This is a genomic window from Caballeronia choica, from assembly GCF_001544535.1.
Classification (GTDB): Bacteria; Pseudomonadota; Gammaproteobacteria; order Burkholderiales; family Burkholderiaceae; genus Caballeronia; species Caballeronia choica.
Map to the genome: position 1 here is coordinate 1 of NZ_FCON02000123.1, position 23,605 is coordinate 23,605.

At 63.2% G+C, this 23,605-nt stretch carries 20 protein-coding genes and 1 pseudogene; 13 read left to right on the plus strand and 8 right to left on the minus strand.

Going from position 1 to position 23,605, the window contains the following annotated elements:
• The first annotated feature begins 459 nt into the window (after positions 1 to 459).
• From coaBC to dut, 3 genes are read left to right on the plus strand one after another with little or no spacing between them, the layout of a single operon-like run.
• Positions 460 to 1,680 carry a bifunctional phosphopantothenoylcysteine decarboxylase/phosphopantothenate--cysteine ligase CoaBC gene (coaBC, locus tag AWB68_RS33155; protein ID WP_087648529.1) on the plus strand — a complete coding sequence of 407 codons (1,221 nt, stop codon included), beginning with the start codon at positions 460 to 462 and terminating at the stop codon, positions 1,678 to 1,680.
• A 4-nt stretch (positions 1,681 to 1,684) separates the two neighbouring features.
• The gene (locus AWB68_RS33160) at positions 1,685 to 2,692 is read left to right on the plus strand and encodes an LLM class flavin-dependent oxidoreductase (RefSeq protein ID WP_087648530.1); all 1,008 of its coding nucleotides are present in this window, start codon (positions 1,685 to 1,687) and stop codon (positions 2,690 to 2,692) included.
• Between the two features lie 4 nt (positions 2,693 to 2,696).
• Positions 2,697 to 3,143, plus strand: coding sequence for a dUTP diphosphatase (gene dut, locus AWB68_RS33165; protein ID WP_087648531.1), 447 nt, complete (start codon positions 2,697 to 2,699; stop codon positions 3,141 to 3,143).
• Here the strand turns inward: dut and AWB68_RS33170 are convergent.
• From AWB68_RS33170 to clpS, 5 genes are all read right to left on the minus strand, one after another.
• The gene (locus tag AWB68_RS33170) at positions 3,140 to 4,426 is read right to left on the minus strand and encodes a D-tagatose-bisphosphate aldolase, class II, non-catalytic subunit (protein WP_087648532.1); all 1,287 of its coding nucleotides are present in this window, start codon (positions 4,424 to 4,426) and stop codon (positions 3,140 to 3,142) included. The genes dut and AWB68_RS33170 overlap by 4 nt on opposite strands.
• 3 nt (positions 4,427 to 4,429) lie before the next feature.
• A complete protein-coding gene (locus AWB68_RS33175; RefSeq protein ID WP_087648533.1) occupies positions 4,430 to 5,389 on the minus strand; it encodes a tagatose kinase in 960 nt (319 codons plus the stop codon).
• Positions 5,390 to 5,411: 22 nt separating this feature from the next.
• Positions 5,412 to 6,227 (minus strand): DeoR/GlpR family DNA-binding transcription regulator, encoded by an 816-nt coding sequence (locus tag AWB68_RS33180; protein ID WP_087648534.1) that lies wholly within the window; start codon positions 6,225 to 6,227, stop codon positions 5,412 to 5,414.
• A gap of 193 nt (positions 6,228 to 6,420) precedes the next feature.
• Positions 6,421 to 8,721: an ATP-dependent Clp protease ATP-binding subunit ClpA gene (gene clpA / locus AWB68_RS33185; RefSeq protein ID WP_087648535.1), complete on the minus strand. Its 2,301-nt coding sequence runs from the start codon at positions 8,719 to 8,721 to the stop codon at positions 6,421 to 6,423.
• The gene (gene clpS / locus AWB68_RS33190; protein ID WP_014190611.1) at positions 8,718 to 9,032 is read right to left on the minus strand and encodes an ATP-dependent Clp protease adapter ClpS; all 315 of its coding nucleotides are present in this window, start codon (positions 9,030 to 9,032) and stop codon (positions 8,718 to 8,720) included. The genes clpA and clpS overlap by 4 nt, the downstream gene beginning before the upstream one ends.
• Positions 9,033 to 9,546: 514 nt before the next feature.
• On the opposite strand from clpS, the gene cspD reads away from it, so the two are divergent.
• On the plus strand, positions 9,547 to 9,753 hold the full coding sequence (gene cspD / locus AWB68_RS33195) for a cold shock domain-containing protein CspD (RefSeq protein ID WP_008351201.1): 207 nt from the start codon (positions 9,547 to 9,549) through the stop codon (positions 9,751 to 9,753).
• Positions 9,754 to 9,885: 132 nt separating this feature from the next.
• On the opposite strand, the gene AWB68_RS33200 is transcribed toward cspD, so the two are convergent.
• From AWB68_RS33200 to icd, 3 genes and pseudogenes are all read right to left on the minus strand, one after another.
• Positions 9,886 to 10,134: an ImmA/IrrE family metallo-endopeptidase gene (locus AWB68_RS33200; RefSeq protein WP_087648536.1), complete on the minus strand. Its 249-nt coding sequence runs from the start codon at positions 10,132 to 10,134 to the stop codon at positions 9,886 to 9,888.
• Positions 10,135 to 10,180: 46 nt separating this feature from the next.
• Positions 10,181 to 10,531, minus strand: a pseudogene (locus AWB68_RS51600) (M78 family metallopeptidase domain-containing protein); the annotation flags it as partial.
• Positions 10,532 to 10,657: 126 nt separating this feature from the next.
• On the minus strand, positions 10,658 to 11,914 hold the full coding sequence (gene icd, locus AWB68_RS33210; protein ID WP_087648537.1) for an NADP-dependent isocitrate dehydrogenase: 1,257 nt from the start codon (positions 11,912 to 11,914) through the stop codon (positions 10,658 to 10,660).
• Between the two features lie 370 nt (positions 11,915 to 12,284).
• Here icd and AWB68_RS33215 point away from each other — a divergent pair, with 370 nt between their 5' ends.
• The 9 genes from AWB68_RS33215 (at position 12,285) to AWB68_RS33255 (ending at position 23,098) form a co-directional block, all read left to right on the plus strand.
• The gene (locus AWB68_RS33215) at positions 12,285 to 12,854 is read left to right on the plus strand and encodes a pseudouridine synthase (protein WP_087648538.1); all 570 of its coding nucleotides are present in this window, start codon (positions 12,285 to 12,287) and stop codon (positions 12,852 to 12,854) included.
• 337 nt (positions 12,855 to 13,191) lie between these two features.
• Positions 13,192 to 13,413 (plus strand): hypothetical protein, encoded by a 222-nt coding sequence (locus AWB68_RS33220; protein ID WP_087648539.1) that lies wholly within the window; start codon positions 13,192 to 13,194, stop codon positions 13,411 to 13,413.
• A gap of 267 nt (positions 13,414 to 13,680) precedes the next feature.
• Positions 13,681 to 14,154, plus strand: a complete 474-nt coding sequence (locus AWB68_RS33225; RefSeq protein ID WP_200828867.1) for a DUF192 domain-containing protein — start codon at positions 13,681 to 13,683, stop codon at positions 14,152 to 14,154.
• Between the two features lie 336 nt (positions 14,155 to 14,490).
• Positions 14,491 to 16,596 carry an elongation factor G gene (gene fusA, locus AWB68_RS33230; RefSeq protein ID WP_087648540.1) on the plus strand — a complete coding sequence of 702 codons (2,106 nt, stop codon included), beginning with the start codon at positions 14,491 to 14,493 and terminating at the stop codon, positions 16,594 to 16,596.
• Positions 16,597 to 16,718: 122 nt separating this feature from the next.
• The gene (locus tag AWB68_RS33235) at positions 16,719 to 17,198 is read left to right on the plus strand and encodes a cupin domain-containing protein (RefSeq protein WP_200828866.1); all 480 of its coding nucleotides are present in this window, start codon (positions 16,719 to 16,721) and stop codon (positions 17,196 to 17,198) included.
• 195 nt (positions 17,199 to 17,393) lie between these two features.
• Entirely contained in the window at positions 17,394 to 19,076 is a 1,683-nt protein-coding gene (locus AWB68_RS33240; RefSeq protein WP_087648542.1) for an ABC transporter substrate-binding protein, read from the plus strand.
• Positions 19,077 to 19,121: 45 nt separating this feature from the next.
• Entirely contained in the window at positions 19,122 to 20,132 is a 1,011-nt protein-coding gene (locus AWB68_RS33245) for an ABC transporter permease (RefSeq protein WP_087648543.1), read from the plus strand.
• A gap of 24 nt (positions 20,133 to 20,156) precedes the next feature.
• Entirely contained in the window at positions 20,157 to 21,014 is an 858-nt protein-coding gene (locus AWB68_RS33250) for an ABC transporter permease (protein WP_087648544.1), read from the plus strand.
• Complete coding sequence (locus AWB68_RS33255) at positions 21,011 to 23,098, plus strand: ABC transporter ATP-binding protein (RefSeq protein ID WP_087648545.1); 2,088 nt, start codon at positions 21,011 to 21,013, stop codon at positions 23,096 to 23,098. Before AWB68_RS33250 ends, AWB68_RS33255 begins: the two co-directional genes overlap by 4 nt.
• Positions 23,099 to 23,605: the final 507 nt, after the last annotated feature.

Below are 23,605 nucleotides of genomic sequence, written 5' to 3' on the forward strand. Positions count from 1 at the left end.
GTGCCCGACGACAGGTTCGCTAAGCGGTGAATTGAAGCATGAGCAAGCACAAACGCAGGATGGTGATATAGCGATGGTTTCGGATTTCGGTTTTGCCTGACGGGTGAGCGCGTAGCGCGAGGCTGGATGTATGACTGCTGGTCCACTTCGTATCGCGGTGCGACGTGCGCGCCTCTTCTACATGCCAACAACGATGAAACCTCGCTAACGACACTCCCCCGGTTGGACCACTCCGATATAACGGGCTGGCGGCGCATGGCAAGCATTGGCGGTGGGAAGCTGCTTTCTTTGCTTACTTTCTTTGCAGCAGCAAAGAAAGTGAGTCCCGCCCCGGACAGGGGCAGAGCGAATAAACCAAAAACAAAACAAGTTCCATAGAAGCACAAGCGCATCAAACGGTGTAACCCCAACCCAACCCACCCCCACCCCAAGCGCCAGCGACCATAACGGAGACAAGAGTTGACCACGGCAGAACTAACCGGAAAGCACCTCGTACTGGGCCTGACAGGCGGCATCGCCTGCTACAAGATCGCCGAGCTGACGCGTCTGCTCACCAAGGCCGGCGCCACCGTCCAGATCGTGATGACGGAAGCAGCAACGCAGTTCATCACCCCCGTCACGATGCAGGCGCTCTCCGGCCGCCCCGTCTACACGTCGCAGTGGGACGCCCGCGTGCCGAACAACATGCCGCACATCGATTTATCGCGTGAAGCCGATGCGATCGTCATCGCGCCCGCCTCCACCGACTTTCTCGCCAAACTCGCGCAAGGCCGGTGCGACGATCTGCTCTCGACGCTCTGCATCGCGCGCGATTGTCCGCTGCTCGTCGTGCCCGCGATGAACCGCCAGATGTGGCAGAACCCGGCGACGCAGCGCAACGTCGCGCAGTTGCGCGGCGACGGCGTCGAAGTGCTCGGGCCGGATTCGGGCCCGCAGGCGTGCGGCGAAGTCGGCGACGGTCGCATGCTCGAGCCGTCCGCCACGTTTGACGCGATCTGCGCGTTCTTCCAGCCGAAAATCCTGCACGGACGCCGCGTGCTGATCACCGCCGGTCCGACGTTCGAACCGCTCGATCCGGTGCGCGGCATTACGAACCGTTCGTCGGGCAAGATGGGGTTTTCGCTCGCGCGCGCGGCCGCGCAGGCCGGCGCCGACGTGCACCTGATCGCCGGGCCGGTCGCGCGGGAAACGCCGTGGGGCGTCTATCGCGAGGATGTGCAAACGGCGCAGCAAATGTACGACGCCGTCATGCACGCCACGCCGGACACGGATATCTTCATCGCGGTGGCGGCCGTCGCCGACTGGCGCGTCGATCACGTGAGCGATCACAAGATCAAGAAGACGGCCGGCCACGCGCTGCCGGCGTTCAACTTCGTCGAGAATCCCGACATCCTCGCCTCGGTCGCCAAGCTGCCGAATCCACCGTACTGCGTGGGTTTCGCGGCGGAAAGCGGCGACCTCGACATCCACGGCGACGAGAAGCGCGTGCGCAAGAACGTGCCGCTGCTGATCGGCAATCTCGGGCCGCTGACGTTCGGTCTTGACGATAACGAGGTCGTGCTATTCGAAGCTTCCGGCAAGACGCGCCTGCCTCGCGCCGACAAGAACGCGCTCGCGCGCACGCTGATCGGCGAGATCGCGAAGCGCGCGCCGCGCGTCGACGGCTCGCTGCTTTCCTAAAGCCATGACCAGGCTCTCGGTACTCGATCAAACGCCGGTCGTCCACGGTCACAGCACCGCCGACGCCATCGCGGCGACCCTCGAACTCGCCCAACTCGCCGACGACCTCGGCTACACGCGCTACTGGTGCGCCGAGCATCACGGCTTGCGCGGCGTGTCGAATCCTTGCCCGGAAGTCCTGCTCGCACGCATCGGCAGCCTGACCAAGCGCATTCGCATCGGCTCTGGCGGCATCATGCTGCCGTATTACAGCCCGTTCAAGGTGGCCGAGCAGTTCCTGATGCTCGAAGCGCTGTTTCCGAATCGCGTGGACCTGGGTGTCGGCCGCGCGCCCGGCGGCGACATGCGCACGGCGCAAGCGGTCGCGGCCGGCGACTACAACCGCGGCGACATCTTTCCGCAGCAGGTCGCCGACCTCGTCGGACTGTTCAACGGTACGCTGCCCGACGACCACATCGCGAGCGGCGTGCTGCTGCAGCCGCAAATCGACACGCGTCCCGAGTTGTGGATGCTCGGTTCAAGCGACTTCGGCGGCCTGCTCGCGGCGCAGCTTGGCATTCGTTTCGCGTTCGCGCATTTCATCAACGCGCAGTACGGACACCGCGTGGCCGAGGCGTATCGCGAGCGCTTCATCGCGGGCAACGAAGCGCAACCGTACCTCGCGGCCGCCGTCTTCGCGATCTGCGCCGATACCGACGAAGAAGCCGCCGCGCTCGAAAAAGCGGTCAACCTTCGCCGCGTGCAGATGGCCTACGGCCTGAACATGCCGATCCCGTCGATCGAGCAAGGCGCCGCCCAGCAATACGGCGAGCGCGAACTGAACGTGATCGCGCGCGAGAAAACCCGCAGCATCATCGGCACGCCGGAGCGCGTGACCGCGGAACTTCACGCGCTACAGCAACGTTTCGACGCCGATGAACTCATCGTCCTGACCGTCGCGGGCAGCTACCGCGCACGCCTGCGTTCCTATCAACTTCTGGCCGACGCCTTCGAACTCGGCCGCCCGACCTGAACTCATGAAACTCGACGTCAAGATTCTCGATGCGCGCATGCGCGACTTCATGCCCGCTTACGCCACGACTGGAAGCGCGGGTCTCGACCTGCGCGCGTGTATCGACGAACCGCTCACCATCGCTCCGGGCGCAACGACGCTCGTGCCGACCGGCCTCGCCATCCATCTCGGCGATCCGGGCTATGCCGCGCTGATCCTGCCGCGCTCGGGCCTGGGACACAAGCACGGGGTCGTGCTCGGCAATCTCGTCGGTCTGATCGATTCGGATTATCAAGGCCAGTTGATGATTTCGACGTGGAATCGCGGCGACACCGCTTTCGTGCTCAATCCGATGGAGCGTCTCGCGCAAATGGTGATCGTGCCGGTGGTGCAGGCGCAGCTCAACATCGTCGACGATTTCGAGGCCAGCGAGCGCGGCGCGGGCGGCTTCGGCAGCACCGGCAAGCACTAAGCCTCGCACGCCGCCGCATACATGCGAATCACCTGCCGCACGCGGTCCTGCGCGATCGCGTGAGGATCGTCGAGCGCGAGCGTGCCGTTCCTGACCGCCCAATACTGGTCGGGCAAATACTGGCTCAACAGGTTTTCGGGAATGCGCACGGCCGACAGATTGTCGAGCAGCTTGCGCGCCGCCCTGTCGATCTCGTCATCCGTCCAGTAGTAACGCACGCGATCGCTGTAGCTGTAGGTACGCAGCACGCGTTGCTGCCCCGCATCGCCGTGGTAATACTTCTCCCAGTAGCCGGGCTTCGCGAGCATCACGCGCTCGACCACCGCGCGCAGGTTCGAGCGCTTCGGTTCGTCGATCAATTGCATCTCGATGTCGGCGAGCGCGTAGAGCGCCTCGCGCAGCGCGAACGTCACGCCCGGGCCAACCTTCAGGATGCGAAAGCCATCGCGAACCAGCGCCTTCAGCGCTGCTGGAGACTGATAGTCGGTGGAATGCGCTTCGAACACCATGCCGGGTAAATCGTCGAGCGCGTGCTTCAAATTCACCGCGCGCTCGGGCCGGTAATCGATCACCTTCGTATGATCGAATTCGACGCCCGGCTGCACGACGAGCGCCACGACGCGCGGCCACGCGTCATCCAGACCGATTGCGCGCCACGCCTCGCGGTGGACTCGCGCCGTCTCCAGCGCCGCCTCGCGCGCGGTCGGCTCGACGGCTTCCAGTTCCTCCGCCGCCCCGCCGGGCACCGGCACTTCGGTGCCGATCACATAGACCGGGGCCACGCGCAAGCCTTCACGCCTGACCGCCGCTTCCGCCACCGCGCACAATCGCGCCGCACGCGACGCGACGATTGCATCCGACAAGCGCTCGGGATCGTCGGCGCAGGCCATGCTCGTGTCGAGGTGAATCTTCGTGAAACCGGCCGCCGCGTAGGCGTCGATCAACGCGTCGGCGCGCTGCATGGCCTCCGCGGCGGGAAGGTGGCGCCACGCATTGGGGCCGAGATGATCGCCGCCGAGAATCAGATGCTCGCGCCAGACGCCGACCTGCTCCGCGATCCCATGCACGAACGCGACGAAATCGGCGGGTTTCATGCCCGTGTAGCCGCCATATTGATCGACCTGATTCGACGTCGACTCAATCAGAAGCGGCGTGTCATCGGAGAGCGCCTGGCGCATCGCGGCTTCGAGCACCCACGGATGCGCCGAACAAATCGAATAGAGGCCGGCCAGGCGCTGCGCCGCCGGATGCCCGTTGCTCAAACGCGCGACGATATCGCCCATGGTTCACTCCGCCTCGCGTAAAAACGCATCCAGTTCGGCGAAAGTCGCCGTGCCTTCCATCGGACCTTTCGCGCCGACCGCCAGCGCGCCGCTCGCGCAGGCGTAGCGCAGCGCGGCGCCGGCGTCCATGCCTTGCGCGCGGCATGCCACATAGGTCGCGCCGAAGCAGTCGCCCGCGCCGGTCGGATCGATTTCCTGGACCGCGAACGCCTGCCGATGCTGCTCGCCGTCGGCGTCGTAGAAGCTGCAACCCTGCGCGCCGCGCTTCACCACCACTTCCTTCACGCCGCGCTGCAAAAGCTCGTCGATCGCGCCGCGTTCGGACGTCGCTCGCGCGAGCAGCGTGACTTCGTGGCCGCTCGGGAGGAACACGTCGGTGTAGTCGAGGATGAAATCGAGCGCGTCGCGCATCTCCGCGATACGCAGCATTTCCTTGCGGATGTTCGGATCGAAGCTGACCGTGCCGCCGTTCGCCTTCACCGTTTCGATCGCCTTCTTCATCGCCTCGATGATGCGAAACGAGAATAGCGACGAACCCATCACGTGGAAGTTGCCGCAATCGGCGAGCAGGTCGTCGCGCAGGTTCGCCGCCGACAACTGCGCCGACGCGCTGTTCGTGATGTTGTAGACGAAATCGCGATCGCCATCCTCGCGATACGTGACGAACGCGCTGCCGGTCGTCGCGTCCTTCAGCACCGCGATGCCCGACACGTCGACGCCGTCGCCGCGCAGACGCTCGATGTTGAGCGCGCCGAAATCGTCGTCGCCGACGCAGCCGATCAGCGCGGCGCGGCTGCCGAGTTTCGCGACCTGGTCGATGAAGATCGCGGGCGCGCCGCTCGCATACGGGCCGATGAGCGTGCCGGGCTTGCGGAAGCTTTGTCCGCGCTCGGTCGCCATGATTTCGACGAGGATTTCGCCCATCGCGACGATGGAGCCGGGCTTGCGTTCGAGGTTGGGCATGACGCGTGTTCGCTTGGTGGGTTCAAGAATGGCGGGTGCTCGGACGAAACTCGACGACGCCCTCTTCCCGCCGGTGCATGTCGAGTCCGGCTTCGTGAAACGCGTCGACGATCGGCGGATCGATGGCGTCGTCGAAGATCATTCCGTCGAGTTCCGAAAGCCGGCAAATGATCGCGCCGTCGCCGAGGTTCGGCCGGTACGACACCGCCACGCGGCGCTTCGACGCCTTCACCGCCGCTCGGTTGACCGGCGCAAGCCGCGCGTCGGCACAGACGAGATTGCCTTCGCGATCGATGCCGCTCGCTTCGATCAGCGCGAGATCGAGCGGCCGCGACGCAACCGAGCGTTCCGCGTCGGGGCCGGTGAGGATCGTCGAGCCGTCGTCGAGCGCGCCGCCGGTCAGCCGCAATTCGCAGTGCACGAAGCGCTGGGCGGTCGCGACCATCGCGAGATCGTGGAGCGTGAGCGCCAGATTCGAGCGATCCGCGACGAGCGGCAGGACCTTGTGCGTGATGACCCCGGCGCCGATGAAAAGCGACGCGTGGTCGTCGATGAAATCGGCGGCGACGCGCGCAATCGCCATATCGGTGGATTTGCGGCCGGCGCTCGGCGTGTCGGCTGCAACCATGCTCGCCGCGCTTCGCTGTTCCAGATAGCGCGCCTTGCCGAACGCGCGCACGAGATAGCGCTGCGCTTCGAGATAGCTCAGGTCCGAGCGGATCGTGACGCTCGACACATCGAAGGCCTGGCTCAGTTCATCGACGGAAACTTCGCCGCGCTTGCGCACAAGCTCGACGATCTGCAGCCGGCGATAAAGAGCGTTCTTGTTGGCAAGCATGCGTGAAACGTATCCGATTTTCGTTACGAAAGATTTTAGTTTCGAAACGAAAGTCACGTAAAGGGATATTTGCCTTGAGGAAGTCGGCGTTTACCCCTTCGGTGCGTTGGCGTCGGCGCAAAAAAAACGGCACGGAGAACTTCCCGTGCCGCTTTTTGTGTAAGACGCGCCGAAGGTGCGCGTCCGACTTGCATCACTCCACTTCGACCGCCTCCGGATTCGGATTACGCGGCACCGGATTTTCATCGAACGTCAGTTGCACCTTGTCGTTGTCGTCCACGTCGACGGTCACGCGCCCGCCCGACAGCAGCTTGCCGAACAGCAACTCGTCGGCGAGCGCCCGGCGGATCGTGTCCTGGATCAGACGCTGCATCGGCCGCGCGCCCATCAGCGGGTCGAAACCGTGCTTCGCCAGGTGTTGGCGCAACGCGTCGGTGAAGAGCGCATCGACCTTCTTCTCGTGCAACTGATCTTCCAGTTGCATCAGGAACTTGTCGACCACGCGCATGATGATTTCTTCATCGAGCGAGCGGAAGCTGATGATCGCGTCCAGACGATTGCGGAACTCCGGCGTGAACATCCGCTTGATATCGGCCATTTCGTCGCCGGTTTCGCGGCGGTTCGTGAAGCCGATCACCGACTTGCCCATCGCCTCGGCGCCCGCGTTTGTCGTCATGATGATGATGACGTTGCGGAAATCCGCCTTGCGGCCGTTGTTGTCGGTCAGCGTGCCGTGGTCCATCACCTGCAGCAGCACGTTGTAGATGTCCGGATGCGCCTTCTCGATTTCGTCGAGCAACAGCACGCAATGCGGCTTCTTCGTGACGGCTTCGGTCAGCAAACCGCCCTGGTCGAACCCGACATAGCCCGGCGGCGCGCCGATCAGCCGGCTCACCGCGTGACGCTCCATGTACTCGGACATGTCGAAGCGCAGCAATTCGATGCCGAGCGTGAACGCCAGTTGCTTCGCGACTTCCGTCTTGCCGACGCCGGTCGGGCCCGAGAACAGGAACGCGCCGATCGGCTTGTCCAGCTTGCCGAGGCCTGCGCGCGCCATCTTGATCGACGCCGCCAGCGCATCGATCGCCGGGTCCTGCCCGAACACGACGCTCTTCAGGTCGCGATCGAGCGTCTGCAGCTTGCTGCGGTCGTCCTGCGACACACTTTGCGGCGGCACGCGAGCGATCTTCGAGATGATTTCTTCGATCTCGTTCTTGCCGATGGTCTTCTTCTGCTTCGACTTCGGCAGAATGCGCTGCGCCGCGCCCGCTTCGTCGATCACGTCGATCGCCTTGTCGGGCAAATGACGGTCGGTGATGAAGCGCGCCGACAGTTCAGCCGCCGCCGACAGCGCACCCGACGAATACTTCACGCCGTGATGCTCCTCGAAACGCGACTTCAGGCCGCGCAGGATCGCGATCGTCTGCTCGATGGTCGGTTCCGTCACATCGACCTTCTGGAAGCGCCGCGACAACGCCGCGTCCTTCTCGAAGATGCCGCGATATTCGGTGAAAGTGGTCGCGCCGATGCACTTCAACTGCCCCGACGACAACGCCGGCTTCAGCAGGTTCGATGCATCGAGCGTTCCGCCCGAAGCCGCGCCCGCGCCGATCAGCGTGTGAATTTCGTCGATGAACAGAATGGCGTGCGGACGCTCCTTCAGTTCCTTCAGCACCGTCTTCAGGCGCTGCTCGAAATCGCCGCGATACTTCGTGCCCGCGAGCAACGCGCCCATGTCGAGCGAGTAGACCTGTGCATCGGCAAGAATGTCCGGCACTTCGCCGCGCGTGATGCGCCAGGCGAGCCCTTCCGCGATCGCGGTCTTGCCCACGCCAGCCTCGCCCACGAGCAGCGGATTGTTCTTGCGTCGGCGGCACAGCACCTGCACCACGCGCTCCACTTCCGACTCGCGGCCGATCAGCGGATCGATCTTGCCGTCCTTCGCGAGCTGGTTCAGGTTCTGCGTGAACTGGGCTAGCGGCGTTTCCTTTTGCGCGGCGGCGTCGTCCGATTCCGGATTCGCCTCGCTGCTCGCCTTCGCAGCGTCGCCGCTGTTCGTCTTCGCGATGCCGTGCGAAATGAAATTCACGACGTCGAGCCGCGTCACGCCCTGCTGCTGCAGATAGTAGACGGCATGCGAATCCTTCTCGCCGAAGATCGCGACCAGCACGTTCGCGCCGGTCACTTCCTTCTTGCCGTTCGACGTCGACTGCACGTGCATGATCGCGCGCTGAATCACACGCTGGAAACCAAGCGTCGGCTGAGTATCGACGTCGTCCGTGCCGGGTACGGTCGGCGTGTTGTCGTGAATGAAATTGCGCAGGTTCTGACGCAAATCTTCGATGTTTGCTGCGCACGCGCGCAACACTTCAGCCGCGGTCGGGTTGTCCAACAAGGCCAGTAAAAGATGCTCGACCGTAATGAACTCGTGCCGCGCCTGACGTGCTTCCATAAACGCCATGTGCAGACTGACTTCCAGTTCCTGGGCAATCATGCTTCCTCCATCACACACTGCAGCGGATGCCCCGCCTGCCGTGCATGGCTAACGACTTGCTCAACTTTGGTCGACGCAATGTCCCGCGTGTAGACCCCACAAACTCCCCTGCCCTCGCGATGAACTTTCAGCATGATTTGCGTCGCGGTCTCACGATCCTTATTGAAGTATTCCTGCACGACCATCACGACGAATTCCATCGGCGTGAAGTCGTCATTCAGCAGCACCACCTTGTACATGGCCGGCTTCTTCAGCTTTTGTTCCTGCCGCTCCAGTACAGTGCCATCCTGCTTGTTGGGATTGATCGCCATACACCCATTCTAAACAACTCGGACAGGCCCGCAATGCCGCCGAAAATGCCGACCGTCCGGTCGGAAAACTGGCACAAAGCACACGTGCAGCCAGAGCCTGTCCCGCCTGAATCCCGCCGCCGCCCGCATGGGCGCCGGCCCGCTTGAACTTCCGTGAATCCAGTATCGCACAGCTTCAAAAAAAACAGATTCGCGGGCTGTGCGGTGGCGCGATGGCGGCACCCCTCAGGTGAGACGATTATGCGACTTTTCAAGATGCCTTGCTTGAGCGGCCGCGCACACGCAAAGCAGGAATAACCCTACAAATGTGCTCTTTACAACGGGCTTATCGGTCATCTCAAAATTTTCTTGACACTAGATTTAAGAGATTCAACAATCAAACTGGCACTTTTTTCCGAAGGCCATTCAGGCGAAAAAATGCCGAGGTGAGCTTGTGAGGAGGGCACGGTTCACATAGTGGCCGCTGAGCTTTTCGAGCGTGCTCGTGGTAAGACGAGAGTGAGGGGAAGTAGGTATGTCAACTGGTACGGTCAAATGGTTCAACGACGCGAAAGGCTACGGATTCATCACGCCCGATGAAGGCGGCGAGGATCTGTTCGCACATTTCTCGGCGATACAGATGAACGGTTTCAAGACGCTCAAGGAAGGCCAGAAGGTCAGCTTTGAGATTGTCCAGGGACCGAAGGGCAAACAGGCTTCGAACATCCAGGACGCGGCCTGACCGTTCGATCGCACTATTTGCCTGTGGAACCCGGCCTCGTGCCGGGTTTTTTGGTTTTTGGGGATGGAATTTGTTTGCGGCCGCCTTCGGCGCGACGACGCCAGGGGCGCATGGCGATCGAACGCGGCGGCACTAACCGCGCTTTCCGACCCCGAGACTCTTGAGCCGATATTCCATGGCGGGGCTCGATACGCCGAATCGCGCTGCCATGCTGTTCACGAAGCGCGCGAGCGGCATCTTCGCTACGCCATGCTCCGCCTTGTAGGTGTCGATGATCTTGCGCCCGATGGTCTCGAGTAGTTCTTTTGGCATCAGCAGCGTGGCCGCAAACCGGTTCGCTTCCGATTCGTAGCGGTTCCAATACGATTCGCTGCGATTCATCGTGTTTCTTGTCGTCGATGAATTCGTGCCGGTCGGTAGAGCCGTGCATGCGGAAGTGCCCGATCTCGTGCGCAAGCGTAAAGCGCCTGCGCGGCACGTATGAATCCTCGAGCGGATTGATCCACACCTCGGCAGGGCGGCCCTCCCGAAGCGTGATGTTACCGACGGTGTCGCTTTGGCGAGCGTCGGGCGTCTCGCTCACGTGAATGCCCAGGAGCTTCGCGACCTTGTCGACGTCGACCGGGGGCGCCGATTCGAACAGGTCGAAGGCGCGTGCCGGGTTAGCAGGTACGCAACCAGTTCGGAACCGCTGAGTAGCGTGGGAACACGTTCTTTCATGCTCGCTCCTTTCCTTTTCCGCCGCCGTTGCTCCCTTCCTGACACCCGCCAATAGCACTGTGTAAACATACAGGTAAATTGTACCTGCACGGTGCGCTCGCGAAGGTTGAAATGTGTGAAAAATAAAAAGGCCCGACCATTTCCGATCGGGCCTGCATGCGCGAAACAAGCGCGCCGGAAATACTCACATATTCTCGATCAACACCTGTCCAAACCCCGAACACGAAACCTGCGTTGCGCCTTCCATCAGACGCGCGAAGTCGTACGTCACGCGTTTCGACCGAATCGACTGCTCCATCGAGCTGATGATGATGTCGGCCGCCTCGGTCCAGCCCATGTGGCGCAGCATCATCTCCGCCGACAGGATTTCCGAGCCCGGATTCACATAATCCTTGCCCGCGTACTTCGGCGCCGTGCCGTGCGTGGCTTCGAACATCGCGACCGAATCCGACAGGTTCGCGCCCGGCGCAATGCCGATCCCGCCGACCTGCGCCGCCAGCGCATCGGAGATATAGTCGCCGTTGAGATTCAGCGTGGCGATCACGTCGTACTCGGCCGGACGCAAGAGGATCTGCTGCAGGAACGCATCGGCGATCACGTCCTTCACGACGATATCGTTACCCGACTTCGGATTCTTGAACTTCATCCACGGACCGCCATCGACGAGTTCCGCGCCGAATTCCTGCTGCGCCAACTCGTAGCCGTAATCACGGAACGCGCCTTCCGTGAACTTCATGATGTTGCCCTTGTGCACGAGCGTGACCGTGCGGCGGTCGTTGTCGATCGCGTATTGAATCGCCTTGCGCACGAGCCGCTGCGTGCCTTCCTTCGACACCGGCTTGATGCCGATTCCCGAAGTTTCGGGAAAGCGGATCTTCTTCACGCCCATTTCCTCGCGCAGGAACTTGATGACCTTCTTCGCTTCCTCGGATTGCGCGGGCCACTCGATACCGGCGTAGATATCTTCCGAATTCTCGCGGAAGATCACCATGTTGATCTTCTCCGGCTCGCGCACCGGCGACGGCACGCCCTTGAAGTACTGCACCGGCCGCAGGCAGACATACAGGTCGAGTTGCTGGCGCAGCGCGACATTGAGCGACCGGATGCCGCCGCCGACAGGCGTCGTGAGCGGACCCTTGATCGACACGACGTAGTCCTTCAGCACGTCGAGCGTCTCGTCCGGCAGCCAGACGTCCGGGCCATAGACCTTGGTCGCCTTCTCGCCCGCGTAGATTTCCATCCAGTGGATCTTCTTCTTGCCGGCATACGCCTTCTCGACGGCCGCGTCGACGACCTTGATCATCACCGGGGTGATGTCCAGGCCCGTGCCATCGCCTTCGATGTACGGAATGATCGGCTGGTCGGAAACGTTGAGGGAGTAGTCCGCGTTCACGGTGATCTTGTCACCGCCCGTCGGAACCTTGATGTGCTGATACGGCATGATCGACTCCAAAGAAGGCTGCGCAGGTTGATAGCTAGCTGAAGCAGATTGCGACGATAGAGCGGGCGGCCGACGCTCCCCGCTCTCGCGCGTGAGGTAGCCAGATCTTTATTCTAGCCCACCGCGACAAGCGATCGCTGCAGCGCTCGAGGCACCGGAAATCGCCGTGAAGCGCGGCGCGCCGACGGCACGGCGGCCGTGGCCGGGAACCTGCCGCGACATCTGCACGTTCGCCTGAGTCTTATATAAGACATAGGACTTGTCGCTTCGGATTATGCATTAATATGCCGCCATGCGCCATAGGGACGTGGCTCATGAAAACGCTCGCAACAAGGCCCCGCGCGCCGCCCAACCCTTCTTTCGATTCCCCATGACGCTCATCGCCTTGAACAAGCCGTTCGGCACCATCTGTCAGTTTTCGCCGCACGAGACGCGCGCATCGCTCGGCGATTGGGTGAAAACGCCGGGCGTCTACCCGGCCGGCCGGCTCGACGCCGACAGCGAAGGCCTGCTGCTCCTCACCGACGACGGCGCATTGCAGACGCGCATCGCCGAGCCGCGCCACAAGCTCGTCAAGCGATATTGGGCGCAAGTGGAAGGCGCGCCCGACGAAGCGGTGCTCAAGCGACTCGCGAAGGGCGTCGATCTCGGCGATTACGTCACCCGTCCGTGTCGCGCGAGCTTCGTCGAGCCATCCGCTGCGCTCTGGCCGCGCACGCCGCCGATCCGCTTTCGCGCAGCCATTCCGACGACGTGGATCGAGCTGTCGATCACCGAAGGCAAGAATCGCCAGGTGCGTCGCATGACAGCCGCAGTCGGCTATCCCACGCTGCGGCTCGTGCGCGCCGGCATCGGCGCACTCGATGTGTTCACGCTGCGGCTCGCACCCGGCGAGTCGATCGAATTGCCGCCGCGCGCGCCTTGGGACGGCATCGTGTAATTCGCTTCGCTTAAACACATTGTCACGAACATGCGCTAATCGATTGCGCGTCAACAGATTTTCTTTACGAGTCGCACAGATCGAAAAAGAATTTCGTCAACCAACTCTCCGCACCCTGCGTTAGTGGTCGCAGATGCCTTGCAAAGCTATCCGGCATTAGCGAATGACCCGCATCGATCACCTGCTTTCACAGGCTGTTTGTAAGGTTTTAGCGCTCGCAGCGATATCGGCTTTATTTGTCGATACCACTGTCAACCGAAAGGTGGATGGCTCGTTTACCGACATGACTCCAATAACCGGGTCGTTTGGTTAATTTACTCAAGCTGAGGATTTACAGATGAACAAACTGATCGCTGCTCTCGTCGCTGGCCTGTTCGCATCGGCTGCTTTCGCACAAGCTTCGGACGCTGCGGCTCCGGCAGCTGCTCCGGCAGCAGCCGCTTCGACGGCTCACAAGTCGTCGACGCACCACAAGTCGTCGACGCACCACAAGTCGACGACGCACAAGAAGGCAGCTTCGGAAGCAGCCCCGGCAGCAGCTACGGGCGCATCGCAGTAAGTCTGGTGAAAAGGCAGTAAAGCGAAGTCAAGAACTAGCAGTACTGCCGTACCAACGGCGTTAAAAGGCAGAGGGCCGCGAGGCAATCTGCCTTTTTCTTTTTTGGCGCTCGCATCGAGTAACATGCGCGGGTCTTTTCGGCTTTCCCGTTCTTGGCTTCGCTTTTAGCTTGTCAGGTAAACAAGGCTTTCAAGGAGTTTCACCGTGCGTCTTTCGCTGCGCTCGTTCAATTCGCCCGCTTCACTCTCTTCGTTTCTTCGCGCCGATTTGCGCGACATCGCCCGCAAGTTTGCGATCGCTTTCCTCTTGCCGCTCGCAGCGATATCCGCGGTCCACGCGCAACAGATGCCGGCCGGCGCGAAGCAGCCGACCGACTTCCCGCGCGCGAAGCTCACAGCGGGAATGTTCGTGATCGACGCGGCCGTCGCGGCGAACGACGCCGATCGCGAGCAAGGGCTCATGTATCGCACGAAGCTGGCGCCGAACGAAGGCATGCTCTTCGTGTTCAACGAGAACGCGGTGCACTGCTTCTGGATGAAGAACACGCTGATCCCGCTGTCGATCGCGTTCGTTCGCGCGGACGGCACGATCACCGATATCGACGAAATGCAGGCCGAGACGACCGACAATCACTGCCCGCGCAACAACGGCGTCTATGCGCTCGAAATGAGCAAGGGCTGGTTTACGTCGAAGGGCATCAAGCCGGGCATGAAGCTGCAGGGCCTGCCTTCGCCACAATGAGGCCATGAAGCAATGACGCAATGAAGCGATAGCGCCAGCGACGGCGTAACGCTCCGAACCAAAGCCGGCCGTTGACGCGACGAGCCGGTTTTTTTGCGCCATCCTTTTTTTGCGCCGTCTGAGCGCACCTTGCCGAGGGCTGGCAAGATTCCTGCAAAGACCTTGTCGAAGCGCTATGCTAATAGACCAGCGAGACGCTGTTAGGCGCATTTCCGGCCGCGCGCGAAAGCGGCAACAACGCGCGGCAACAACCGCGGCAACTGCGCGCAACTGCGCGGCCTTTCGCCGCTTCACGGAAACGTCGCCATCCGCTCGACCCATCCACAGGAGGTTCAAGTGCCCCGCAAGACTCCCATCGAGCGCTATCGGAACATTGGCATCAGCGCTCACATCGATGCCGGCAAGACCACCACCACCGAACGCATTCTTTTCTACACCGGTGTGAACCACAAGATCGGCGAGGTTCACAACGGCGCGGCCACGATGGACTGGATGGAGCAGGAGCAGGAGCGCGGCATCACGATCACGTCGGCTGCCACGACCGCCTTCTGGAAAGGCATGGCCGGCAATTATCCCGAACACCGGATCAACATCATCGACACCCCCGGACACGTCGACTTCACCATCGAAGTCGAACGCTCGATGCGGGTGCTCGACGGCGCGTGCATGGTCTACGACTCGGTCGGCGGCGTGCAGCCGCAGTCGGAAACCGTCTGGCGCCAGGCCAACAAGTACAAGGTGCCGCGCATCGCGTTCGTCAACAAGATGGACCGCGTCGGCGCCGACTTCTTCCGCGTGCAGCGCCAGATCGGCGAGCGCCTGAAGGGCGTCGCCGTGCCGCTGCAGATTCCGGTCGGCGCGGAGGACAACTTCCAGGGCGTGATCGACCTCGTGAAGATGAAGGCGATCATCTGGGACGAAGCCAGCCAGGGCGTGCTGTTCGAGTACCGGGAAGTCCCCGCGAACCTGCTCGCGACCGCGCAGGAATGGCGCGACAAAATGATCGAGGCGGCGGCCGAAGCCAACGAGGCCTACCTCGAAAAGTATCTCGCTGGCGAGGAGTTGACCGAGGAAGAAATCAAGAGCGGCATCCGCCAGCGCACGATCGCGAATGAGATCGTGCCGATGCTGTGCGGCAGCGCGTTCAAGAACAAGGGCGTGCAGGCGATGCTCGACGCCGTGATCGACTATCTGCCGTCGCCGGTGGACATTCCCGCCATCCTCGGCCACGACGAATACGACAAGGAAGCGGAGCGCCATCCGACCGACGCGGAGCCGTTCTCAGCGCTCGCGTTCAAGATCATGACCGACCCGTTCGTCGGCCAGTTGATCTTTTTCCGCGTGTATTCGGGCGTCGTGAATTCGGGCGACACGGTCTACAACGCCGTGAAGGAAAAGAAGGAGCGGCTCGGGCGGATTCTCCAGATGCATGCGAACGAGCGCAAGGAAATCAAGGAAGTCTACGCGGGCGACATCGCCGCCGCCGTCGGCCTGAAGGAAGCGACCACCGGCGACACGCTATGCGATCCGAACCACGTGATCGTGCTGGAAAAGATGATCTTCCCGGAGCCGGTGATTTCGCAGGCCGTCGAACCGAAGACGAAGGCCGACCAGGAAAAGATGGGCATCGCGCTGAATCGCCTGGCGCAGGAAGACCCGTCGTTCCGCGTGCAGACCGACGAGGAATCCGGCCAGACCATCATCTCCGGGATGGGCGAGTTGCACCTGGAAATCCTCGTCGACCGGATGAAGCGCGAGTTCAGCGTGGAAGCGACGGTCGGCAAGCCGCAGGTCGCGTATCGCGAGACGATCCGCATCCCGGTGGAGGACGTCGAAGGCAAGTTCGTCAAGCAGTCGGGCGGCCGCGGGCAATATGGGCACGTCGTGCTCAAGATGGAGCCGCAGAAGCCGGGCGGCGGCTATGAATTCGTCGACGCGATCAAGGGCGGCGTCGTGCCGCGCGAGTTCATCCCAGCCGTCGACAAGGGTATTCAGGAGACGCTGAAAGCGGGCGTGCTGGCGGGCTATCCGGTGGTCGACGTGAAGGTGACGCTGACGTTCGGTTCCTATCACGATGTCGACTCGAACGAAAACGCGTTCCGCATGGCCGGATCGATTGCGTTCAAGGACGGCATGCGAAAGGCGAAGCCGGTGCTGCTCGAACCGATGATGGCGGTCGAAGTCGAAACGCCCGAGGAGTTCATGGGTAACGTGATGGGCGACCTGTCGGGGCGGCGCGGCTTCGTGCAGGGCATGGAGGACATCGCCGGTGGCGGCGGCAAGCTGGTGCGCGCCGAGGTGCCGCTCGCGGAAATGTTCGGCTACTCGACGACGCTGCGCTCGCTGTCGCAAGGCCGCGCAACCTATACGATGGAGTTCAAGCACTACGCCGAAACGCCGAACAACGTCGCCGATGCGATCGTGAACTCGAAGTCGAGATAAGCTTTGTTTTGTTCGAGCGTGTGAACGTTCGAACCAGGTCCGTTGTATGCCCGTGCTTCACGAGTGGCCGCAACGGACTTTTTTTATCCGCGCTTCCGATGATGCACGGAAGGGAGACGACGATGAGCGATGAACCCAAAATCGACTGGCGCGAACACGGCGTGAAGGTCATCAAGGCCGACCAGCTCGACACCAACACGGCGCAGACGCCCGGCATGAACCGGGCCGCCGCGATCAACGCGGCGCGCGTCGGTGCGCAGAAAATCTGGGCCGGCACGGTGACGATCCATCCGAATGCGAAGACCGGCGCGCATCATCACGGCGCGCTGGAGAGCGTGATCTACGTGGTGCGCGGACAGGCGCGCATGCGCTGGGGCGAGCATCTGGAATTTACCGCTGAAGCTGGCCCCGGCGATTTCATCTTCGTGCCGCCGTACGTGCCACATCAGGAAATCAATGCGCGCACCGACGAGCCGCTCGAATGCGTGCTCGTGCGCAGCGACAACGAAGCCGTTGTCGTGAACCTGAATATCGATGCGGTCGAAGCACCGGAAGAGGTTTTCTGGGTCGATCCGATCCACAAGCATCCGCACGAGCATTGAGCGCGGCGCGGCGCTTGCTGACGTGCTAAGGCTTGTCGGACGCATCTCGCGCGCCGCGAGTTGCGTCGAATGATTTCTGCTCGGCTAAACTGGCCGCTTCTTCAGGCTTCGCGTATCCGCATCAACGCAGGACCCGCGCACGAAGCCACAGCGCCGCTCGAAACAAATACAACAGACGAAACGGAACGCCCACCGATGAAGACACCGACCGACTCTGACCGCACCTTCGACCGCGCCCTGACCGATTCACGGGCCATGGCGGGCGAACTCGGCAATCACGCCATCGACGAATTCAAGGCCGGCCGGCTCACCCGCCGCGAATTGCTGCGCCACGCGAGCGTACTGGGCGTGACGCTCGCCGTGGGCGGCGTAGGTAGCCTCGCCGGCATCACGCGCGCCCGTGCGCAGGGCGCGGCCAAGCCCGGCGGCACGATCCGCGTTGCGCACCTGACGCCGGTGGGCGCGGTCGATCCGCTGACCGTCACCGATGCCGCCGGCCTCGCGCTGATCAACCAGACCGGCGAGTTCCTGATCGACGACGACGGTGAAAAGCTCGTGCTGCGCCCTGCCCTCGCGCTGTCGTGGAAGTCGAACGACAAGGGCGACGTGTGGACCTTCAAGCTGCGCCCGAACGTGAAATTCCACGACGGCCAGAAGATGACCGCGAAGGATGTCGCCGCGACCTTCAACCGGCTCGCCGATCCGGGCAGCGGATCGGCGGCGCTGTCGGTGCTGAAGGGCGTGCTGTCGAAGGATTCCGCGAAGGCCGTCGACGACCTCACCGTCGAGTTCCATCTCGACGCGCCCAACGGCAACTTCCCGTACTACGTTTCGTCCGACAACTTCAATGCCGTGATCCTGCCCGCGAACTTTTCGGGCACGTATGAAAAGTCGTTCATGGGCACCGGGCCGCTCAAGTTCGAGAAGTACACGCCGAAAGTCGGCGCGTCGTTCGTGCGCAATCCGGACTATTGGGGCGACAAGGCCCTACCGGAGCGCGTGACCTTCGCGTTCTACGCCGACCAGCAGGCGCAATTGCTCGCGCTGCAAGGCCGTCAGGCCGACGTGATGGGCGACTTCACGGTGCAGGGCGGTCTCTCCGTGCTGAACAACCGCGATTTCAAGGTGCTCGGCGTGAAATCGAGCGCGCATCGGCAGATGCACATGCGCAATGACGCGGCGCCGTTCAAGGACAAGCGCGTGCGTCAGGCGCTCGCGCTCGCGATGGATCGCGAGATCATGGTGAAGGGCCTCTTTCGCGGCCGCGCGACGCTCGGCAACGACAGCCCGTTCGCGCCGGTGTTTCCGTCAAGCGATCTTTCCGTGCCGCAGCGCAGGATCGATGTCGCGAAGGCGAAGCAACTGCTTGCGCAGGCCGGCGTGCCGAACGGCTTCGACGTCACCCTCACGACCGAAAAGTACATGGAGATTCCCGATCTCGCCGTCGTGATCCAGAACGCGGCGAAGGCGATCGGCGTGCGCGTGACGCTCAAGGTGGAAAGCCAGGAGCTGTATTACGGCGCGGGCACGTTCGGCAAGTCGGACTGGCTGGATTCGCCGCTCGGCATCACCGATTACGGTCATCGCGGCGTGCCGAACGTGTTCCTCAACGCGCCGCTCACGAGCGGCGGCACGTGGAACGCGGCGCACTTCAAGAACCCGCAGTACGACAAGCTGGTGGCGGACTTCGTCGGCGCGCTCGACGCGGCGTCGCAGAAAAAGCTCTCCGCGCAGATCCAGACCCTGCTGCTCGACGAAACACCGCTCGTGATTCCGTACTTCTACGATTATCTGGTGGTGACGCGGGCGAACGTCGCGGGCGTGCGATTCAATGCGAACTCGCAGCTTTATCTCGACCGCGCGACCATCGGTGCCTGATCCGGCCGATCGTCGCGCCGCACCCGCCAGGAGGACGCAGCCCTCATGAACACGGCGACGCAAGCCATCGGACCCGAGCGCGCCGGGCGCAACGCAACGCGTATCGCGCGTTTCGTCGGCACGCGGGTCGTGCTCGCGCTGATCACGTTGTGGCTCTTGTCGGTGATCGTGTTCGCCGGCGGCCAACTGCTGCCGGGCGACGTCGGCCGCGCGATTCTCGGCCCGCTCGCCGATGCGCGTGCCGTCGCCGCGCTGAATCACCAGCTTGGCGTCGACCGGCCATTGCTCGCGCAATACAGCGCGTGGATCGGCCACTTCCTGCGCGGCGACATGGGCCAGTCGTATGCGTTTCGCTCAGCCGTCGCGCCGTTCGTCGTCGATGCGCTCGCCAACTCCGCGAAGCTCGGCGCGCTCGCGTTCATCGTCGTGGTGCCGCTCGGGATCGCGGGCGGCGTGTATTCGGCGCTGCATGCCGGACGCTGGATCGATCGCGTGATCAGCATCACGGGGCTCTCGGCGACGGTCGTGCCGGAGTTCGTTTCGTCGATCGTGCTGATCCTCGTGTTCGGCGTATGGCTCCAGTGGCTGCCGATCGAAGCGACCGCCCCGCCCGACGCTGGCGTGCTCGTGCAACTGAAGCACCTGATCCTGCCGGTGCTGCCGCTCGTGCTCGTGTTCTTCGGCTATATCGCGCGGATGGCGCGCGCTGGCACCGTCGAAGCACTCGATGCCGACTACACGCGCACCGCGATCCTCAAGGGCTTGCCGCGCCGCACGGTGATCTGGCGTCATGTGCTGCGCAACGCGCTGCTGCCGACCGTGACCGTCGCCGCGACGCAGCTTGGCTACATGATCGGCGGGCTGGTGGTCGTGGAGACGCTGTTCCACTACCAGGGCATCGGCTCGCTGATCTACAACGCCGCGAAGGCGAAGGACTTCCCGATGCTCGAAGCCGGCGTGCTGACGGTCGGCGTGATCTATACGGCGGCCAACCTGATCGCCGACGCGCTGTATGTCGTGCTCAATCCGCGTCTTCGCGTGAGGGAATCCCAATGAGGGAATCGCAATGAAGGATTCGCAATGAGCAGTGTGCCGTCCTCCGCGCTAAAGCCGCCGCGCTTCGAACGCTCGACGGCGCTCCTTCGCTCGCCGACCTTCGTCATCGGCGCGCTGATCCTGCTGTTCTGGGTCGCGTGCGCGCTCGTCGGGCATTTCGTCGTGCCGCACGACTCGTACGCGTCCGATCCGCTGAACTCGCTTACGCCGCCCGATGCCACGCACTGGTTCGGCACCGACCAGCTCGGCCGCGACGTGTTCGCGCGCGTGATCGTCGGCGCGCGCGACATCCTCACCATCGCGCCGCTCGCCACCGCGCTCGGCACGCTCGCGGGAACGGCGGTCGGGCTGATCGTCGGCTACTTCGACGGCTGGGTCGACAACGTGATCGGCCGCGTGATCGACGCGCTGCTCGCGCTGCCGCTCGTGATCGTCGCGCTGCTCGCCCTGGCGGCGGTCGGCGCGAGCAATGGCACGGTGATCATCGTGATCGGCCTCACGTTCACGCCGATCACCGCGCGCACGGTGCGCTCGGCGGTCTTCGCCGAGCGCAATCTCGACTACGTGCTCGCGGCGCAACTGCGCGGCGAGAATGCGTTCTACATCATGTTCGCGGAGATCCTGCCGAACGTGCTGCAGCCGATCATCGTCGAGGCGACGGTGCGGCTCGGCTACGCGATCTTCGCGGTCGCGACGCTGTCGTTCCTCGGCTTCGGCATCCAGCCGCCATCGGCCGACTGGGGCCTCGCGCTCTCCGAAAGCTACACGTTGATGGCGGGCGGCGCGTGGTGGACCGTGGTGTTCGATGCCGTCGCGATCGCGTCGCTGGTCGTCGGCGTAAATCTCGTCGCCGATGCGATCCAGGGAGTGCTCGACCGATGAACGGACCTCCGCCGTCGGCGTTCCCGGCATTCGACGTTTCGAAGCGCGACCGCGCCGATGCGCTCACGCTCGTCGGCCTGACGGTCACCTACCGGATGCGCGGACGCGAACGCGAAGTGCTGCAGGACATCACACTGCGCGTGCGGCGCGGCGAGGCCTATGGACTCGTCGGCGAATCGGGCTGCGGCAAGTCGACGGCGGCGCTCGCGGTGCTGCGTTATCTGCCGCGCAACGGCCGCGTGAAGGCGGGCAAGATTTCGATCGGCGGGCGCGACGTGGCGTCGATGCACGCCGACGCGCTGCGTGACTTGCGGGCCAACGCGGTGTCGATGGTCTACCAGGACCCGGGCCGCGCGCTGAATCCATCGCTGACCATTGCGCGGCAGGTCTCGGAAGCGTTCGAGGCGTCGGGCGCATCGGCCGCCGACGCGCTCGCGCGCACCATCGACATCCTGCGGCGCGTGCGCATCGCGTCGCCCGAACGCGTGATGGACAGCTATCCGCACCAGTTGTCGGGCGGCATGCAGCAGCGCGTCGTGATCGCGATGGCGCTCGCCTGCAATCCCGAACTGCTGATCCTCGACGAACCGACGACCGGGCTCGACGCCACTGTCGAAGCTGAAGTGCTCGACCTGATCGCGCAGTTGCGCGAGGAACTCGGCACGGCGGTGCTGTTCATCAGCCATAACCTCGCGGTGATCGGGCGGATGTGCGATCGCATCGGCGTGCTGTACGCGGGCAAGCTCGTCGAGGAAGGCGCGACGCGCGACGTGTTCGCGCGCCCGCGTCATCCGTACACCGTGGGCCTGTTGCGCTGCCTGCCGACGACCGGCCGCAGTAAGGACACGGGCCGGCTCGATACGATTCCCGGTTCGCTGCCGCTCGCGGGCACGGTGACGCGAGGCTGCGCGTACGCGGACCGCTGCAAGCTCGCCGACGAGCGATGCCTACGCGACGCACCGCCGCCCTATCGCGTGGCGTCCGCCAACGGCGACCAGATGGCGCGCTGCCATTATCACGAGCGCGCGATCGAACTGCCGCGCGCGACGCCCGAAGCGGCGAGCGAACCCGTCGACCTTTCGCAAGCGCCTGTCGCGCTGCGTGCGCGCAATGTGTCGAAGACGTTCCGCGTCGGCCAGGAACTGGTGCGCGCGGTGCACGATGTCTCGCTCGATCTCGCGCAGGGCGAGACGCTCGGGCTCGTCGGCGAATCCGGCAGCGGCAAGACGACGCTTGCCAAGCTGCTTCTCGGCCTCCTTTCGCCCGACGAAGGCGCGACGCTCGAACTCGACGGCACCGCCCTGCCCGCGCGCGTCACGCGGCGCAACGACGAGCAGGTGAAGTCGCTGCAGATCGTGTTCCAGAACCCCGACTCGGCGTTGAACCGGGCGCATACGGTGCGGCGGCTGATTGCGCGGTCACTGTCGAAGCTTGCTTCGCTGCACGGCGCGGCGAAGGAGGAGCGGCTGCAATCGCTCGCCGAATCCGTACGGCTGCCCGAACGCTATCTCGGCTCGCGCACGCGGCAGCTTTCCGGCGGGTTGAAGCAGCGCGTCGCGATTGCGCGCGCGTTCGCGGGCGATCCGCGCGTCGTCGTCTGCGATGAACCGACTTCCGCGCTCGACGTATCGGTGCAGGCCGCGATCCTCAATCTTCTCGCGGACTTGCAGCGCGAACGCGGCGTGAGTTACGTGTTCATCTCGCATGACCTGCATGTGGTGCGCTATCTGTCGGATCGCATCGCGGTGCTCTATCTCGGGCGGATCATGGAGATCGGACGCGCGGCCGAAGTGTTCGACGGGCCGCAGCATCCGTATACCGAGGCGTTGTTGTCGTCGGTGCCATCGCTCGATGGGAGCGCTGGCGCCAAGGGCGGACGTATCCGTCTGTCGGGCGACTTGCCGAGCGCGGCGAATCCGCCTTCGGGGTGTGTGTTCAATACGCGTTGTCCGCGCAAGCTCGGTGCGATCTGCGAGGAGCAGGAGCCGCCGTATGCGGATGCGGGCGGCGGGCACCGGATTCGCTGCCACATCGCGGTGGATGAACTGCGTGTGCTTCAATGCGGTGGGGGTTGCGCGCGGTAGGGGTTGGGGGTGCGGGTGGGGTTTGAGGTGGGTTACACCGTTTGATGTTTTTGCGCTTCTATGGAACTTGTTTTCTTTATGGTTTATTTGCTCTGCCCCTGTCCGGGGCGGGAAGGATGATCGCTTGCGATTGGGGCCGGCTTCAACCGTTTGATGCGCTTGTGCTCCTATGGAACTTGTTTTGGAGTTGGTTTTTTAGCTCTGCCCCTGTCCGGGGCGGGAAGGATGATCGCTTGCGCTTGGGGCCGGCTTCAACCGTTTGATGCGCTTGTGCTCCTATGGAACTTGTTTTGGAGTTGGTTTTTTAGCTCTGCCCCTGTCCGGGGCGGGAAGGATGATCGCTTGCGCTTGGGGCCGGCTTCAACCGTTTGATGCGCTTGTGCTCCTATGGAACTTGTTTTGGAGTTGGTTTTTTAGCTCTGCCCCTGTCCGGGGCGGGAAGGATGATCGCTTGCGCTTGGGGCCGGCTTCAACCGTTTGATGCGCTTGTGCTCCTATGGAACTTGT

Bases quoted from the DNA above. Each gene is read 5' to 3' on its own strand.
- AWB68_RS33170 (WP_087648532.1), bottom strand. From the start codon at position 4,426: ATGGGCGATATCGTCGCGCGTTTGAGCAACGGGCATCCGGCGGCGCAG.
- AWB68_RS33255 (WP_087648545.1), top strand. From the start codon at position 21,011: ATGAACGGACCTCCGCCGTCGGCGTTCCCGGCATTCGACGTTTCGAAG.
- cspD (WP_008351201.1), top strand. From the start codon at position 9,547: ATGTCAACTGGTACGGTCAAATGGTTCAACGACGCGAAAGGCTACGGA.
- AWB68_RS33245 (WP_087648543.1), top strand. From the start codon at position 19,122: ATGAACACGGCGACGCAAGCCATCGGACCCGAGCGCGCCGGGCGCAAC.
- AWB68_RS33215 (WP_087648538.1), top strand. From the start codon at position 12,285: ATGACGCTCATCGCCTTGAACAAGCCGTTCGGCACCATCTGTCAGTTT.
- AWB68_RS33240 (WP_087648542.1), top strand. From the start codon at position 17,394: ATGAAGACACCGACCGACTCTGACCGCACCTTCGACCGCGCCCTGACC.
- AWB68_RS33160 (WP_087648530.1), top strand. From the start codon at position 1,685: ATGACCAGGCTCTCGGTACTCGATCAAACGCCGGTCGTCCACGGTCAC.
- dut (WP_087648531.1), top strand. From the start codon at position 2,697: ATGAAACTCGACGTCAAGATTCTCGATGCGCGCATGCGCGACTTCATG.
- clpS (WP_014190611.1), bottom strand. From the start codon at position 9,032: ATGGCGATCAATCCCAACAAGCAGGATGGCACTGTACTGGAGCGGCAG.
- clpA (WP_087648535.1), bottom strand. From the start codon at position 8,721: ATGATTGCCCAGGAACTGGAAGTCAGTCTGCACATGGCGTTTATGGAA.
- AWB68_RS33250 (WP_087648544.1), top strand. From the start codon at position 20,157: ATGAGCAGTGTGCCGTCCTCCGCGCTAAAGCCGCCGCGCTTCGAACGC.
- AWB68_RS33180 (WP_087648534.1), bottom strand. From the start codon at position 6,227: ATGCTTGCCAACAAGAACGCTCTTTATCGCCGGCTGCAGATCGTCGAG.
- AWB68_RS33220 (WP_087648539.1), top strand. From the start codon at position 13,192: ATGAACAAACTGATCGCTGCTCTCGTCGCTGGCCTGTTCGCATCGGCT.
- AWB68_RS33235 (WP_200828866.1), top strand. From the start codon at position 16,719: ATGAGCGATGAACCCAAAATCGACTGGCGCGAACACGGCGTGAAGGTC.
- icd (WP_087648537.1), bottom strand. From the start codon at position 11,914: ATGCCGTATCAGCACATCAAGGTTCCGACGGGCGGTGACAAGATCACC.
- AWB68_RS33200 (WP_087648536.1), bottom strand. From the start codon at position 10,134: ATGAATCGCAGCGAATCGTATTGGAACCGCTACGAATCGGAAGCGAAC.
- AWB68_RS33175 (WP_087648533.1), bottom strand. From the start codon at position 5,389: ATGCCCAACCTCGAACGCAAGCCCGGCTCCATCGTCGCGATGGGCGAA.